Below are 14,313 nucleotides of genomic sequence, written 5' to 3' on the forward strand. Positions count from 1 at the left end.
TCGTCGTGGTGGTGGGCTTGCGGGGCAACCTGCGCGAGCAGGATCCGTCAGCACCGAGGCTGGAGAACGACGATGAGCACGGCGACCGACGCCCCGCAGAGCCCGGCCGACGACCGCGACGCGCTCGGCGAGATCGAGCGGCGGGTGCTCTGGCTGTCCACCGCGATCATCGACGCGGCCAACCGGCGCGGCGACCCGAGCGGGCTGAAGGTCGGCGGGCACCAGGCGTCGTCGGCGTCGATGGTGACGATCATGACGACGCTCTGGTTCGAGCACCTGCGGGCCGGGGACCGGGTGTCGGTCAAGCCGCACGCCTCGCCGGTGCTGCACGCGATCAACTACCTGCTCGGCGAGCTGGACGAGTCCTACCTGCCGACGCTGCGCGCGTTCGGCGGGCTGCAGAGCTACCCGTCGCGGTCCAAGGATCCGGACCCGGTCGACTACTCCACCGGCTCGGTCGGCATCGGCGCCACCGCCCCGATCTGGGGCGCCCTCGCCCGCCGCTACGTGGCGTCCCGGTTCGGTGACGACGCGCAGGGTCGCCAGTACTCGCTGGTCGGCGACGCGGAGCTGGACGAGGGCGCGGTCTGGGAGGCGATCCTGGACCCGATGGTCGGCGAGCTCGGCGAGGTCGTGTGGATCGTGGACCTGAACCGGCAGTCGCTGGACCGGGTGGTGCCCAAGATCGGCACCCCGCGGATCGAGGGGATGTTCCGCGCCGCCGGCTGGCAGGTGCTCACCGTCAAGTACGGCCGGCTGCTGCACGAGCTGTTCGCCCGGCCCGGTGGGGACGCGCTGCGGGCCCGGATCGACGGCATGCCCAACCCGGAGTACCAGCGGCTGCTGCGCTGCGACGCCGCCGAGGTCCGCACGCGGCTCCCGGACGTGGGCCCGGGAGGGGACGGCGCGGCCCTCGCCGGCCTGGTCGAGGGCCTCGACGACGACACGCTGCTGGCCGCGGTCCGCAACCTCGGCGGGCACGACCCGGCCGCGCTCGGCGAGGCGCTCGACGGGATCGACGACTCCCGGCCCACCGTGATCCTGGCCTACACCGTGAAGGGGCACGGCCTGGCCACCGCGGGCCACCCGCAGAACCACGGCTCGATCCTCACCGCGGACCAGATGGGCGAGCTGGCCGCGACGGTCGGCGCCGACCCGGACGGCCCGTGGCAGCGCTTCGGGAGCGACACCGCGGCCGGGGCGCTGTGCGCGGCCACCGCGCGGCGGCTGCGCCGCGAGGCCCCCGAGACCGACCCGGTGCCCGCGTTGCCGCGCGACATCGGGCGCACCCCGACCGGGCGGGCCACCACCCAGGCGGCGCTGGGGCGGGCGCTGCTCGACCTCACCCGGGAGGCCCCGGACGCCGCCGGGCGGGTGGTCACGCTATGCCCGGACGTGTCGTCGTCGACGAACCTGGGCGGCTGGGTGAACAAGGTCGGCGTGTGGTCGACCGCCGAGCGCAAGGACTGGTTCGACGACGACCCGGAGACGATCCTGCACTGGCGGGAGCGCCCGACCGGCCAGCACCTGGAGCTGGGCATCGCCGAGGGGAACCTGGTCGGGGCGCTCGGCGAGCTGGGTGCGACCTGGTCGCGGTGGGGGCGGCCGCTGCTGCCGATCGGGGTGCTCTACGACCCGTTCGTCGAGCGGGCGCTGGAGCCGTGGGCGTTCGGGATCTACGCCGGTGGCCAGTCGATCCTGGTCGGGACGCCGTCCGGGGTGTCACTGGCGCCGGAGGGCGGCGCCCACCAGTCGATCACTACGCCGTCGGTCGGGCTGGAGCAGCCGGGGTGCGTGACCTACGAGCCGGCGTTCGCGATCGACGTCGAGTGGACGCTGCTCGCCTCGCTGGCCCGGCTGGGACGCCCGGACGGGACCTCGGCGTACCTGCGGCTCTCCACCCGGCCGGTGGACCAGTCGCTGGCCGCGGTCCCGGCGGACCCGGCGGCCCGGGAACGGCGCCGCCGCCAGGTCGTCGCCGGGGCCTACCCGCTGCGTCGCGCGGACACCGAACGCCCGGACCTGACGATCGCCGCGGCGGGCCCGCTGTTGACCGAGGCGCTCGATGCGGCGGACCGGCTCGCCGTGCTCGGGCACGCCGTCGACGTCGTCGGTGTGACCAGCCCCGGGCTGCTGTTCGGCGCGGTGCAGTCCCGCACCGGCCGGCCCGCCGCCCCGCAGGTCGAGCCGTGGGTGCTGGAGTCGGCGTTCCCGGCCCGGCGGGCGTCGCCGCTGGTCACCCTGCTCGACGGGCACCCGCACACGCTGGCGTTCCTGGCCGGGATCAACCGGGTACCGGCCACCCACCTGGGCGTGACCCGGTTCGGGCAGTCCGGGGACCTGGCGTCGGTGTACGCCCACCACGGCCTGGATGCCGACGCCGTCGTGGGGGCCGCGCTGGACCTGCTGTGACGCGGTCGGTTCGCCCGTACGTCGTCAGCGGAGGATCTCGACGACCAGGAGACCCAGGTGCTGACCAGCGCTCCGGCCAGCGCCGCCACGGTCGCGATCGCGACCCCGTAGAGCCCGGCGGTCCGGCCGGTGACGAGCAGCACGCCGGTCGCGACCGTGGCCAGGACGACGACGGCGGCGGGCAGCTCGGTCGCCACCAGCCGGGCGAGGAGCGGCTGCTCCGCGGGCCGGGCGCCCGGGCGGGCGAGGACGAGCAGCGGCGGGCCGAGCAGCGCGCTCAGCACGAGCAGCTCCACGCCGAAGGCGACCGGCGACTGCGGGACGAGCAGCAGGACGGTCGACACCAGCGGCACCAACAGCAGCTGCAGCGCGAACGCCGCCCGCGACGGCAGCGCCACGCTCCCGAGGATCTGCCGCAGGTTGATCGACAGCGCCACGAAGAGCAGCCCGATCAGCGCCGCGGTCGCGCCGACGACCGCGACCCCGAAGTCGCTCCATGCCTCCAACGGTCACGCACCCCCTCCGGCCGGGTACCGGAGGGAGTCGCCGGGCTCGCGCCCGGCGTTAGGGCGCCCTCGTCCGGCGCCCTCGTCGTTCCGTCAGGCCGGGGACCGTCAGGCCGGGGAGGGCGGGTTCGTCGGGCCCGGGGGCTCGTGCGGGGGCTCGTCCCCGCCGATGTCACCACCACCGATGTCCCCGGCGCTCTTGTCACCGCCGGACTTGCCGGTGCCCTTGTCGCCGCCCTCGGCGAGGAACCGCTCGAACTCGGCGGCGAGCTCGTCGCCGCTGGGCAGCTCGCCGCCCTCCAGCCCGTCGGTCAGCGAGCCGGCCTCGCGGGCCTCGGCGACCTGGTCGTACTGCTCCTCGAGCGCCTTGACGACCTGCACGACCTCGTCCGACTCGGCCATCTGCTCGGAGATCTCGGTGTCGGCCTGCTCGGCGGCCCTGGTCAGCGTCTCGGTGGGCAGGTACAGCTCGGCGGCGAGCCCGGCGTGGTCGAGCAGGGCCCGCGCGGCCTGCGGGTAGGCCGACCGCGCCAGGTAGTGCGGCACGTGCACCGCGAAGCCCAGCGCGTCCTGGCCGGCCTGGCCGAGCCGGTACTCCAGCAGCGCCGCCGCGCTGCCCGGGACGTCGGCGGAGGCGAACCACGGGCTGTACCCCTCGACCAGCTCCGGCCGGGTGGCGTGCGCGGTCACGCCGATCGGGCGGGTGTGCGGCACCGCCATCGGGATGCCCTGCAGGCTGATCACCAGCCGGACGCCGAGCTGCTCGACGAGCAGCCCGACCGCGGCGACGAACCGCTCCCACTGGGTGTCCGGCTCGGGTCCGGAGAGCAGCAGGTACTGGGTGTCGCCGGTGTCGGTGAGCACGACGACGTCGAGCGCGGGCGGGTCGTAGTCCGCCCAGTGGTCGGTCTCGAACCGCAGCGGGGGCCGCCGCGAGCGGTAGTCGACGAGCTGGTCGACGTCGAAGCTGGCGACCTTGACGGGCTCCCGCTCGTCCCGCAGTGCCCCGACGGCCAGCGTGCCGGCGTTGCCGGCGTCGACGAACCCGTCCAGCACCACGATCAGCACCGGCTCGTCGAGCTGCGGCGCCGCCGGGTCGATCTGGTAGAGCTGCGCGGGATCGAGCACCGGTGTCCTCCGTGTTCTCGGAGGATGGTCGGTCTCCTCCGGGCCGTGCGTTCGCCGGACCCACCGTAGTCGCCCCCGCGGCGCGGCCGCCGGGCGCGTGCGGCTGTGAGACTCGTCCGCGGATGTCGTGGCACGGGGCCCGATCGCGCAGAATGGCGGTTCGTCATGGCAACGTTCCCCGCGGCGCGTCGCGCCTACCTCGTCTGGTCCGCCGGGCTCCTCGCCTACCTGGTCGCCGTCCTGCAGCGCAGCTCGTTCGGCGTCGCCGGGCTGGAGGCCGCCGAGCGGTTCGACGCGACGCCCACCCTGCTCGCCGGGTTCCTGGTGCTACAGCTGCTGGTCTACGCGGCCCTGCAGGTCCCGGTCGGGGTGCTGCTGGACCGGTTCGGCGCGAAGGCGATGGTGCTGGCCGGGGTGCTGACGATGACCGCGGGCCAGGTGCTCGTCGCGGTGTCCACGTCGCTGCCGCTGGCCGTCGTGGCCCGGGTGCTGGTCGGCACCGGTGACGCCTTCACCTTCATCTCGGTCCTCTCGGTGCTGCCCGCGTGGTTCGCCGCCCGGCGGGTGCCGCTGATGACCCAGCTGACCGCGCTGATCGGCCAGTTCGGGCAGGTGCTCTCGGCGATCCCGCTGGCGACGGTGCTGCACGGGCAGGGCTGGACGGTCGCGTTCCTGTCCGCGGCCGCGGTCGGCGCGCTGGCCGGGGTGGTGGTGCTGGCGGTGTTCCGCAACCGCCCGCCGGGTGCACCGGCGCCCGCCCCGGCCGCGAGCCCGCGCGAGGTGCTGGACGGGCTGCAGGCGGCATGGCGGCAGCCCGGGACCCGGCTGGGTCTGTGGACGCACGCCGGAACCCAGTTCTCCGGGCTGGTGTTCGCACTGCTCTGGGGCGTGCCGTACCTGGTCGCCGGGCAGGGGATGAGCCCGGAGGCGGCGTCGGTGCTGCTCACCGTGCTGGTCGCCGCGGGCGCGGTCGCCGGGCCGGTGTTCGGTGAGTTCACCGCGCGGCACCCGCTGCGCCGATCCTGGCTGGTCCTCTCGGTGATCGGCGCGACCGCCCTGGTGTGGACGGTCGTGCTGCTGGTCCCGCCGCCCGCCCCGCTGTGGCTGCTGGTGCTGCTGGTCCTCGTGCTCGCGTTGAACGGGCCCTCCTCGGCCGTCGGGTTCGACTACGCCCGCACGTTCAACCCGGTGCACCGCCGGGGCACCGCCGTCGGGATCGTCAACGTCGGCGGGTTCACCGCGTCGTTGACGACGACGCTGCTGGTCGGGCTGGTGCTCGGCGTCGCGGGCGGCTACACGCCGGAGGCGTTCCGGGTCGCGTGGCTGGTGCAGTTCCCGATCTGGGCGATCACGACGATCGGGGTGTTGAGTGCCCGGCGCAAGGCCCGCCGGGTGCTGGCCGAGGAGGGCACCGTCGTGCCGCCGCTGCTGGAGGCGCTGCGGCGGCACCGGCGGATGCGACGCCGGGCGCGCTGACCCGCCCGCCCCGTCCGGGGCAGCCGTCGGTCACTCGGCGAGCAGCCGGTACAGGGTCTTGCGGGCCTCGGTGAGCGCCTCGGTGGCCTGGGTGATCTGCTCGGCGGTGCCGGCCGCGGCGACCTGCTGGGCCGCGGCGTGAAGCCGGGCGAGCTCCTCGCCGAGCGCAGTGCCCGGGTCATCGGACGCGGCCGCCGCGCCGTCCTCGGCGAACGGGGCCCACACCGCGTCCAGCGCGGCGCGGTTCTCCTCGACGTGCCGGGTGCCCTCCTCGGTCAGGTGGACCACCCGCCGGCCCTCGGTCTGCTCGGATCGGACCAGGCCCTCGTCCTCCAGCTGGGACAGCATCGGGTAGACCGAGCCGGGGCTCGGCTTCCACTGCCCGCCGCTGCGGGCGGTGATCTCCTGGATGATCTCGTAACCGTGCCGGGGGGCGTCCGCGACGACCGCGAGCACCGCGGTCCGGACGTCACCGCGGGCGGTACGCCTGCCGCGCCGGCCGAACCCACGGCCGGGCCCGCCGGGGCCGAAGCCACCGGCGAACGGACCGCCCGGTCCGAACGGGCCGCCGGGGCCGAACCCGCCCGGCCCGAACCCGCCCGGCCCGAAACCGCCGGGCCCGAAGCCACCGGGACCGAATCCCGGTCCGCGTCCGCCGCGACGACCGCGGCCGTGCGGACCGCCCCGTCCGTGCGGGCCGCCGCGGTGCCCACCGCGCGAGCCCCGCTCGTCGTCGTCCTCCGGGTCGTTCATCTCGTTCATCGCCGCCTCCTCGGGGCCGCAGGGGTGGTGCAGGTTCCGGAATCGGGCGCGGGGTCCGAACGGCCGCTCCCAGGGAATGTTCCGCATGGTCATCACGCGTGGTCCTCTCGTCTCGAGCCTCCCCTTCGATCGGCTCGTGTGTTATCACGATATATCGTGACTAGTCGAAGGCGCAACCGCCCTGTACCCGGCCGCCTGCCGAGTGGCCGGGTACGGGTCGATGCCGTTGACTGTTTCCGCAGGCCCTTGCAGGTGCGGGGCGGAAGGAGGGGTGGTCGTGCGACGAGCGAACGAGGGGGTCGCAGCGGGCGAGCCGGAGGTGCCGGAGCCGGACCCGGCCGAGGCGCGGACGCTCGACATGTCCGAGGTGTCGGTGTATCAGCTCCGCGACCGGTTGGCCGCGCACCGGGACGGCCGTGAGGAGAAGGTGATCGCGGCGGCGGCCGAGCTGGGGGTGAGCCTCGACCGGCTCGCCGCGGGGATCGCGGCCCGGCGGGAGGCACTGGTGACCCGGGCCGGGGAGATGGCCCGCGCCGCCGCGCCACTGGCCGGCGGGATCGCCGCGGCCGGCGTCGGGGTGGCCCTGGTGGTGCGCCGGTCCCGGCGCTCGCAGTGCACCGGCGCGGGCTGCCAGCGAACCGGCTGAGCCCGCACGGTCCGGGCCGCGCCCGGCTCTGCGCCGGAGGGGCGCGTCAGCGGGGTTCTGGCCGGGCCGGCTACCGGGCCCAGCCCAGCGATGCCGCGGCCGCGTCCACGGTCTCGCCGCCGGCCTCGGCCAGCGCCCGCAGTACCCCACGCGCCCCGGTCCGCCGGTCCGCCGGGAGGTCGTCGAGCAGTCGCTCGATCTCCTCCTGCCGCCGGGCGTCGACGTCCTCGACGACGCGGCGCCCGGCGGGGGTCAGCTCGACCACCAGATGCCGCCGGTCGTCCGGGTCCGGACGCCGGTCGAGCAGCCCGGCCCGGGTCAGGCGTTCCACCACCCGCGTCGCGTTCGACGGGTGCACGCCGAGGCCCTCGGCGAGGGTCGCGATGTTCGTGCCGCCTGCGTCACCGACCAGGACCAGCACCCGCAGCTGCGGCAGGGTCACCACGTCACCGGCCGCGGCGACGGCGCGCACGCTGATCCCGGTGAACACCCGGGCGGCGGCGAGGCCGGCCGCGACGGTGTCGTCGGTCGGTTTCACCCAACCCACCCCCGAACTGCGGTTTGGTCCGTTTCGACCGGTCCGGCGGATCGATCGGTGTCATTGCGCAACTACTGCGCCAGCGCAATAATAGGGCCGTCGAAGGGAGATCACCATGAAGGTCGCAGACATCCTGCGGATCAAGGGCGACACCGTGCAGACCGCGCTCTCCTGGAACACCGTGGCCGAGGCCGCCACCCGGCTCGCCGGTCCGCCCGCGATCGGGGCGCTGGTCGTGTGTGACGACGGCAAGCGCGAGCACGTCGACGGGATCGTGTCCGAGCGCGACATGGTCCGCCGGCTCGCGACCGACGGTGCCGACCTGCTGAACCTGACCGTCGGCGACGTGATGACCCGGCACGTGATCACCTGCGCGCCCGAGGACTCGCTGACCGACGTGATGACGCAGATGAACCGCTGGCGGCACCGGCACCTGCCGGTCGTCGACCACGGGCGGCTCTGCGGGATGATCAGTATCGGGGACGTCGTCAAGCAGCGGCTCGCCGAGATGAGCACCGAGACCGGCGTGCTGCGCGACATCTACCTCGCCAGTCACTGAGAAGGCCAGTCACCGAGAACGCCAGTCACCGAGGGGTGACGCCGATCCCCGCGGGGAACGTCTGCGAGCCGGTCGGCGTTGTGCAGGACATGAGCGCTGCATCTGGTTCGTCCGCCGGTCGCCGGGTCGGTCGCACGGCTGCCTTCGCCACGCTCTTCCGGTCCCTGACCCGGCGCGGCGGTCCCGGCGAGCCCGGTCCGGTCCAGCGGATCAGGGCGCTGCCGTCGATGGTCCGCGACGCCTGGAACGGCACCTATCCGCACCTGGGCAAGGGCCGGATGGCGACGTTCCTGGTCGCCCTGGCCTACCTGGTGTCCCCGGTGGACGTCGTGCCGGAGATGTTCCTGGCCGTGCTCGGCCTGACCGACGACGCCGTCGTCGCGATGTGGCTGGGCGGGTCGCTGCTGGTCGAGGCGGACCGCTACCTGGGTTGGCGCAGGCAGACGCCGGCGATCGTCGACGGAACCGTCAGCTCGAGCAGTTCGACCGTACGTAGTCGTTGATCCGCTGCGAGGCCGCCTGGTACTCGGGGTCGGTGCGGGCCTGCGCGATCTGCGGGTCGCGTGCGACCGCGAGGATGTCGCCGTCGTTGGCCTCGAGCAGTTCCAGCCGGCGCTCGTCGAGCTGGTTCGCGCGGTCGAAGTCGGCCCGGAGCTCCTGCGGGGCCAGCGCGGTCACCTGCTGGTTGGCCGCGCGGACGTTCGCGGTGACCTCGGCGACGTCGCTCACCGAGCGACCGATGCCGATCCCGTTGACCGGCTGCGCGGCGTCCCGGCTGGCCCGTACCGCCTCGCAGAACGGCGTGTCGGCCCGCGCCGGTGTGGTCGTCGCGGGGCGAGAGGAACCGGGCTGGGTGGCCAGCGATCCGCCACACCCGGCGAGCAGCACGAGTACCGCCGGGAGAAGCAGCACGAACAGCCGAACAGCCGTCATCGGGTACCTCCACTCGCCGTCCGGAGGTGGTGTCCGGTCGTGTCGGAAGTGTAGGACCGGGGCGGCGCGGTCGCTGTCGGCGGAGCCGGGGCCCCCTACCGCGACACGCCGCTCGTGGGAATCCCGGGTCGGGCGCGGGCGGTGGTGCGGACGAAGCCCGCTGCGGCGACCCCCGCGACCAGCAGTGACCCGGCCACGGCGACGCCGAGCCGGTCCGGGGTGGTCGCGGAGTAGGCCCAGGCGGCCGGGCCTGCGATCCACAACGGTGTCGTGGCCAGGGTGCTGCCCCCGAACAGGATCCCGCCCGTGGTCCCGAGGAACGCCACGACCAGCGCGACGGCGATGTGCAGGCGCGCGTGCAGCCAGAGCGTGAGCGCGACGACGGCCCAGCCGAGCGGGACGGCGACTGCGACGTGGGCCGCCGCGTCCGTTACCGGACGGCCGTCGGCGGCGAGCAGCACGCCGACCAGGACGGCGACCGCGGCGACGACGGTGCCCAGCACGGCGAGCAGCCGCACCGGCAGCCGTTGCGGCCGCCCCGCCCGGGTGAGCACGACCCGCCACGCCGGCTCCTGCGCCTGCCAGGCCAGGACGGCGAGCACCGCGGCACCGCCGGGCAGCACGGCCAGGCCGAACGAGGCGTGCAGGTAGGACGGCGGGTACACGAGGGTCACCGCGCCGAGCAGCACCGCGGTGACGACGGTCAGCGGGACGATCGCGGTACGGCGTAGCGACGACACGAGCGCCAGGGCGGGCCGCGCCCGCCTGCGCCCGCCGACTGCGGGAGTCGCGCGGGCTGCGTGGACCCGGTCGTGCGCCGCGGGTGCAGCCCGCGCGCCCGGGACCGGCTCACGACCCGAGGCGGGTTCCGCCGGAGACCGTCGCGGCCGGCGCCGCCGGCCCCGCCCATCTCCGAGTACCGCGGCCGGTAGCGCCACCAGTGCCAGCAGCAGTGCCGCGACCAGCGGGGGAGCGGCCGGGTACCCCCACACCGGCGAGCCCGGTTCGAGTGGCACGCCATTGACGTGGGTCCCGAGCAACGGCAGGACCGGGCGCACCGCCCAGGTCGGCGGCAGCACCCACCACAGCGCGGACTCGGCGAGCACCGTGCCCGTCAGCTGCCACGCGATCCCGGCCCCGAGCACCGGCCACGGGCCCAGCACCCGGGCCAGCGCCACCGCCACGACCAGCCAGCCCAGGCCACCGGCCCACACGAGTAACGCGGCCTGCAGGAGCCGGCCCAGCGGGGGATCGGCCAGTCCGAGCAGCAATCCGGCGGGCGCGAACGGCAGGAACACCAGGAGGTTCGTGACCAGTGACAACCCGGCCAGAGCCAGTAGCCGGGCGGTCCGCTGGGCGGCGGGCGGTACGGCCCGCCACGCGGTGCCGCCGGTGCGGGCCCGCCGTTCGCGACGCTCCACGAGGGCGACCAGCAGCGCGGTCAGCACCGCGGCGGAGCCGGTCACGTACGGCACGTGCCACATCATCAGCGACGTCCAGCTCCGCTGGGCCGACACCAGCAGCTGCCCGGCCAGCGACAGCACGCACGTCACCAGCCCGACGAGCGTCAGCCACGCGGCGGCGCTGCGCCGGGTGCGCTGCAGCTCCGCACCGAGCGCGCTCACGCCGGTACCCGCGGTCCGGTCAGCGCGAAGTAGGCGCGCTCCAGCTCGCCGTCCGGGGCCAGCCCCGCGAGCGGGCCCTCGTGCACCAGCCGGCCGCCGGACAGGACACCGACGTCGTCGGCGGTCCGGGCGACCTCCCCGAGCTGGTGCGACGACAGCAACACCGTCCGGCCGGCCGCGGTCAGCTCGCGGAGCAGCCCCCGCAGCTCGACGACGCCCTCCGGGTCGAGACCGTTCTGCGGCTCGTCGAGCAGCAGCACGTCCGGGTCGGTGAGCAGTGCGATGCCCAGGGTGAGGCGGCCCCGCTGGCCGGTGGACAGCCGGGACGCGCGCCGCCGCCCGGTGCCGGGCAGCCCGACGAGATCGAGCACCTCGGTCACCCGCGCCCGGGACGTGCCGGTCAGCCGGACGTGCACCCGCAGGTTCTCGGCGGCGGAGAGATGGTCGTAGAGCGCGGGCCCGTCGAGCGTCGCGCCGACCCGGGAGAGCGCGCCGCTCCGCCACGGCTCGCCGAACAGGGCGACGGAACCGCCGTCCGGGCGGCGCAGGCCGAGGAGCACCCGGAACGTGGTGCTCTTCCCGGCACCGTTGCGGCCGAGCAGGGCGTAGACGGTGCCCGGGCGGACCCGCAGGGTGAGGCCGTCCAGTACCCGGCGACGGCCGAGGGTGACCGTCACGCCGTCGCACCGCACGGCCGGTGTGCGCTGATCGTCCATGCGGCACTGATCGTTCATGCGGTGCAGTGTCGTCGGGGTCGTCCGGCCGGGGCCTCCTCCGGCGGAAGGGTCCGGGGCGGACCGGTCCTACCGCAGAAGGATCACCGCGCGACGGCGTGTGCCAGGACGACCAGTGCCACCCGGTCCCGGCAGTCGAGCTTGGTCAGCAGGTTCCCGACGTGCGTCTTCACGGTCGTCTCCGCGATGTGCAACCGGGTGGCGATCTCGGCGTTCGTCGCGCCCGAGGCGATCTCGGCGAGCACTTCGGCCTCCCGATCGGACAGGTGCTCCAGCGCCCCGCCGCCCGGCGCGGGCGCGGTCGCCCGCCCCGACTCGAGGTGGGCCCGCAGCAGCTCCGAGGGGCCGGTCCCGCCGAGGACGGCCCGGCCGTCGTGCACCGCGCGGACGGCGCTGAGCAGCTCGGCAGGCTCGGCGTCCTTGAGCAGGTAGCCGCGGGCGCCGGCGCGGGCCGCGGCGACGACGAACTCGTCCACCTCGAAGGTGGTCAGTACCAGCACCCGGGGCCGTTCGCCGCGCGCGCTGAGCGCCCGGGTGGCCTCGATGCCGTCGAGCACCGGCATCCGCAGATCCATCAGGACGACGTCGACCTCGGTCCGCCTGCACAGCTCGAGCGCCTGCGCCCCGTCCCCGGCCATGCCGGCGACGGTCATGTCCGGCTGCCGTTCCAGGAAGGCCGCGAACGACGACGCCAGCAGCGGCTGGTCGTCGACGACGGCCACCCTGATCATTCGTGCCCCTTACCCGGAACGGCGGCGTCCTCGCTCCCGGCCCGGGCCGGGAGGTCCGCGGTCAGCAGGTGGTCGCCGCCGTCGCGGCCCGCGGAGAACCGCCCGCCCACGCTGCCGACCCGCTCGACCAGCCCGGAGACCCCGAACCCACCGGCGCCCGCGGGCTCCCGGTCGGCGACCCGGTTGCGGACCGAGATCTGCAGCCCGTCATCCGTGGTGGCCAGGGCGACGTGCACCGGTGTGCGGTGGTCGGCGTACTTGACCGCGTTCGTCAGGGCCTCCTGCAGCACCCGGACGGCGGCCAGCCGGACCATCGGGTCCAGCCGGCCGTCCAGCGCGGACAGTGCCGCGGCGTCCGGGACATCGGTGACGAGCTCCGGGCCGGCGTCGCGGACCCGGTCGAGGAGCGCCGGGACCCCGGCCAGCGTCGCAGCCGGAATCAGCTTCTCGGCGCGGGAGTCGCGCAGCACCCCGACCAGGCCGCGCAGCTCGGTCATCGCCTCGCCGGCGGTCTCCTTGATCGTGGCCAGGGACCGCTGCGCGTGCCCGGGTTCGGTCTCGGCGATCTCCAGGCCGGTGGCGGCCTCGACCCGGATCAGCGCGACCGAGTGCGCGACGACGTCGTGCACCTCCCGGGCGATCCGGTTCCGTTCACGGGCGGTCGCGAGCTCGACCCGGGCGGCCTCACGGTCCCGGACCTCGGTGAGCTCGGCGGCGTGCCGGTCGGCGATCTCGCGCTGGCGCAGTGCCCACAGGTAGGCGACGGCCACGACCAGCACGTGGGCGGCCAGCATCCAGCCCAGCTCGGCCCAGCCCGCGAACGGTTCGATCGGCTCTGCACCGCGGTTGAGCCGCAGCGCCGGGCTGACCGGGACCCCGGCCACCGCGACCGCGGCCCCGGCCAGGCCCCACCAGCGGGTGTCGCCGTACCGGGTCAGGGCGATCACCGTGAGCGGGGCGCAGAGCAGCAGCGGGCTGGTGCCCATCCCGACCGGCGAGGTCAACACGATCAGCGCCATCGCCGCGAGCAGCGCGAACGTCGCGACCGCGGACCCGAGCACGAACACCCGGCGCAGCAGCAGCGCTGCCGCCAACCCGAGCGCGACGAGGGTCTGCAGCAGGTACGGCCACGCGCCCCAGGTGAGCCAGAGCTCCGCCGCGAGTGCCGTCGCGAGCAACCCGAACACGGCCAGCACCGCGTCGAGCACCGGGATCCTGCGCACCACCGCCCCTTCCGTCCCGACCGGGGGAGACGGTAGCCCGCGGATCAGCCGGCGAGCACGCCGCGCAGCACGCCCGGGTGGTTGGTGATGATCCGGTCGACGCCGGCGTCGAGCATCCGTCGCATGTCCGCCTCCTCGTCGACGGTGTACACGCCGGTCTGCATGCCACGCGCGCGGACGGTGTCGACCAGGTCGGCGTCGGTGGCCCGGAAGCTCGGGTTGATCTGCTCGACGCCGGTCGCGACTGCGTCGTCGAGTTGGGCGTCGGTCGGACGGGCCTCGAACAGCCACCCGGCGGGCACATCCGGGGCGGCTTCGGCGAAGCGGCGCATCGCGTCGTGGTCGAACGACTGCACGACGGCACCGGGCCGCGGCGCGCCGAGCTCGGCGGCGACCTCCTTCTCGATGCCCGGGTACGTCGCGGGCTCCTTCAGCTCGACCAGCAGACCGGCCCGGTCGCCGGTGTGCTCGACGAGCTCGGCGAAGGTCGGGATGCGCTCACCGGCGAACCCGGGATCGAACCAGGACCCGGCGTCGAGCCGCTTCAGCTCGGCGAGGGTGAAGCCGGCGACCGGGTCGAGAGCACGGCCCGGGAAGACCTGCTCGACGTCGGTGGTGCGGGCGAGGGTGGCGTCGTGCAGCAGGACGAGATGGCCGTCCGCGGTGCGCTGGACGTCGATCTCGATCGAGTCGGCCTGCTGTGCGACGGCCTCGTCGACGGCCGCGAGGGTGTTCTCCGGGGCATCACCGGATGCGCCGCGGTGCGCGACGACCTCGGTGCCGGTGCGGGTCTGCGCCGGTTCGGCGAGAGCGGCGGGGGAGAGGGCCAGCAGCGCGGCCGGGACGAGGGTCAGGGGGAGCAGCGTGCCGAGCAGGCGGCGCGTCGGGCGCACGGGGGTACCTCCGAACGGGGCAACACGATCGTGGCCGACTCTCCGGGACCGGTGCAACCGGCGATGGGCGCCCGGGTGGCCGCGCAGCGACAGGGATCGGAACGCCTCACGGCGACGGTCCGTGTGGTCGATTCCGTGCTTGCCCGG

General features: G+C 75.0%; 14 protein-coding genes. 5 read left to right on the forward strand and 9 right to left on the reverse strand.

Going from position 1 to position 14,313, the window contains the following annotated elements; all coding sequences use genetic code 11:
* Window positions 1-72 precede the first annotated feature (72 nt).
* Complete coding sequence (locus ACLFMI_RS22900; protein WP_410950002.1) at window positions 73-2,412, forward strand: transketolase-like TK C-terminal-containing protein; 2,340 nt, start codon at window positions 73-75, stop codon at window positions 2,410-2,412.
* 614 nt (window positions 2,413-3,026) lie between these two features.
* On the opposite strand, the gene ACLFMI_RS22905 is transcribed toward ACLFMI_RS22900, so the two are convergent.
* Entirely contained in the window at window positions 3,027-4,046 is a 1,020-nt protein-coding gene (locus ACLFMI_RS22905) for a proteasome assembly chaperone family protein (protein WP_410950003.1), read from the reverse strand.
* 165 nt (window positions 4,047-4,211) lie between these two features.
* Between ACLFMI_RS22905 and ACLFMI_RS22910 the strand changes: the two genes are divergently transcribed.
* Complete coding sequence (locus ACLFMI_RS22910) at window positions 4,212-5,522, forward strand: MFS transporter (RefSeq protein WP_410950004.1); 1,311 nt, start codon at window positions 4,212-4,214, stop codon at window positions 5,520-5,522.
* Window positions 5,523-5,552: 30 nt separating this feature from the next.
* Here ACLFMI_RS22910 and ACLFMI_RS22915 read toward each other — a convergent pair whose 3' ends face one another.
* Window positions 5,553-6,284 (reverse strand): PadR family transcriptional regulator, encoded by a 732-nt coding sequence (locus ACLFMI_RS22915; RefSeq protein WP_410950005.1) that lies wholly within the window; start codon window positions 6,282-6,284, stop codon window positions 5,553-5,555.
* A gap of 277 nt (window positions 6,285-6,561) precedes the next feature.
* Here ACLFMI_RS22915 and ACLFMI_RS22920 point away from each other — a divergent pair, with 277 nt between their 5' ends.
* Window positions 6,562-6,930 carry a hypothetical protein gene (locus tag ACLFMI_RS22920; protein WP_410950006.1) on the forward strand — a complete coding sequence of 123 codons (369 nt, stop codon included), beginning with the start codon at window positions 6,562-6,564 and terminating at the stop codon, window positions 6,928-6,930.
* Between the two features lie 70 nt (window positions 6,931-7,000).
* Here ACLFMI_RS22920 and ACLFMI_RS22925 read toward each other — a convergent pair whose 3' ends face one another.
* The gene (locus tag ACLFMI_RS22925; RefSeq protein ID WP_410950007.1) at window positions 7,001-7,468 is read right to left on the reverse strand and encodes a MarR family winged helix-turn-helix transcriptional regulator; all 468 of its coding nucleotides are present in this window, start codon (window positions 7,466-7,468) and stop codon (window positions 7,001-7,003) included.
* A 115-nt stretch (window positions 7,469-7,583) separates the two neighbouring features.
* On the opposite strand from ACLFMI_RS22925, the gene ACLFMI_RS22930 reads away from it, so the two are divergent.
* Together ACLFMI_RS22930 and ACLFMI_RS22935 are read left to right on the forward strand one after the other, a co-directional pair.
* Window positions 7,584-8,027 carry a CBS domain-containing protein gene (locus ACLFMI_RS22930; RefSeq protein WP_410950008.1) on the forward strand — a complete coding sequence of 148 codons (444 nt, stop codon included), beginning with the start codon at window positions 7,584-7,586 and terminating at the stop codon, window positions 8,025-8,027.
* Window positions 8,028-8,116: 89 nt separating this feature from the next.
* Window positions 8,117-8,530 (forward strand): YkvA family protein, encoded by a 414-nt coding sequence (locus ACLFMI_RS22935; protein WP_410950009.1) that lies wholly within the window; start codon window positions 8,117-8,119, stop codon window positions 8,528-8,530.
* On the opposite strand, the gene ACLFMI_RS22940 is transcribed toward ACLFMI_RS22935, so the two are convergent.
* The 6 genes from ACLFMI_RS22940 to ACLFMI_RS22965 all read right to left on the reverse strand — a co-directional run bounded on the left by ACLFMI_RS22940 (window position 8,496) and on the right by ACLFMI_RS22965 (window position 14,166).
* The gene (locus ACLFMI_RS22940; protein ID WP_410950010.1) at window positions 8,496-8,960 is read right to left on the reverse strand and encodes a hypothetical protein; all 465 of its coding nucleotides are present in this window, start codon (window positions 8,958-8,960) and stop codon (window positions 8,496-8,498) included. The genes ACLFMI_RS22935 and ACLFMI_RS22940 overlap by 35 nt on opposite strands.
* Window positions 8,961-9,055: 95 nt before the next feature.
* Window positions 9,056-10,585 (reverse strand): hypothetical protein, encoded by a 1,530-nt coding sequence (locus ACLFMI_RS22945; RefSeq protein WP_410950011.1) that lies wholly within the window; start codon window positions 10,583-10,585, stop codon window positions 9,056-9,058.
* Window positions 10,582-11,319: an ABC transporter ATP-binding protein gene (locus ACLFMI_RS22950; protein WP_410950012.1), complete on the reverse strand. Its 738-nt coding sequence runs from the start codon at window positions 11,317-11,319 to the stop codon at window positions 10,582-10,584. The genes ACLFMI_RS22945 and ACLFMI_RS22950 overlap by 4 nt, the downstream gene beginning before the upstream one ends.
* Before the next feature lie 83 nt (window positions 11,320-11,402).
* The gene (locus ACLFMI_RS22955; RefSeq protein WP_410950013.1) at window positions 11,403-12,050 is read right to left on the reverse strand and encodes a response regulator; all 648 of its coding nucleotides are present in this window, start codon (window positions 12,048-12,050) and stop codon (window positions 11,403-11,405) included.
* Complete coding sequence (locus ACLFMI_RS22960; RefSeq protein ID WP_410950014.1) at window positions 12,047-13,273, reverse strand: sensor histidine kinase; 1,227 nt, start codon at window positions 13,271-13,273, stop codon at window positions 12,047-12,049. The genes ACLFMI_RS22955 and ACLFMI_RS22960 overlap by 4 nt, the downstream gene beginning before the upstream one ends.
* Before the next feature lie 44 nt (window positions 13,274-13,317).
* On the reverse strand, window positions 13,318-14,166 hold the full coding sequence (locus tag ACLFMI_RS22965) for a glycerophosphodiester phosphodiesterase (RefSeq protein WP_410950015.1): 849 nt from the start codon (window positions 14,164-14,166) through the stop codon (window positions 13,318-13,320).
* Window positions 14,167-14,313 lie beyond the last annotated feature (147 nt).

The organism is Pseudonocardia nantongensis, assembly GCF_046546495.1.
In the GTDB taxonomy this organism is placed as follows: Bacteria; Actinomycetota; Actinomycetes; order Mycobacteriales; family Pseudonocardiaceae; genus Pseudonocardia; species Pseudonocardia nantongensis.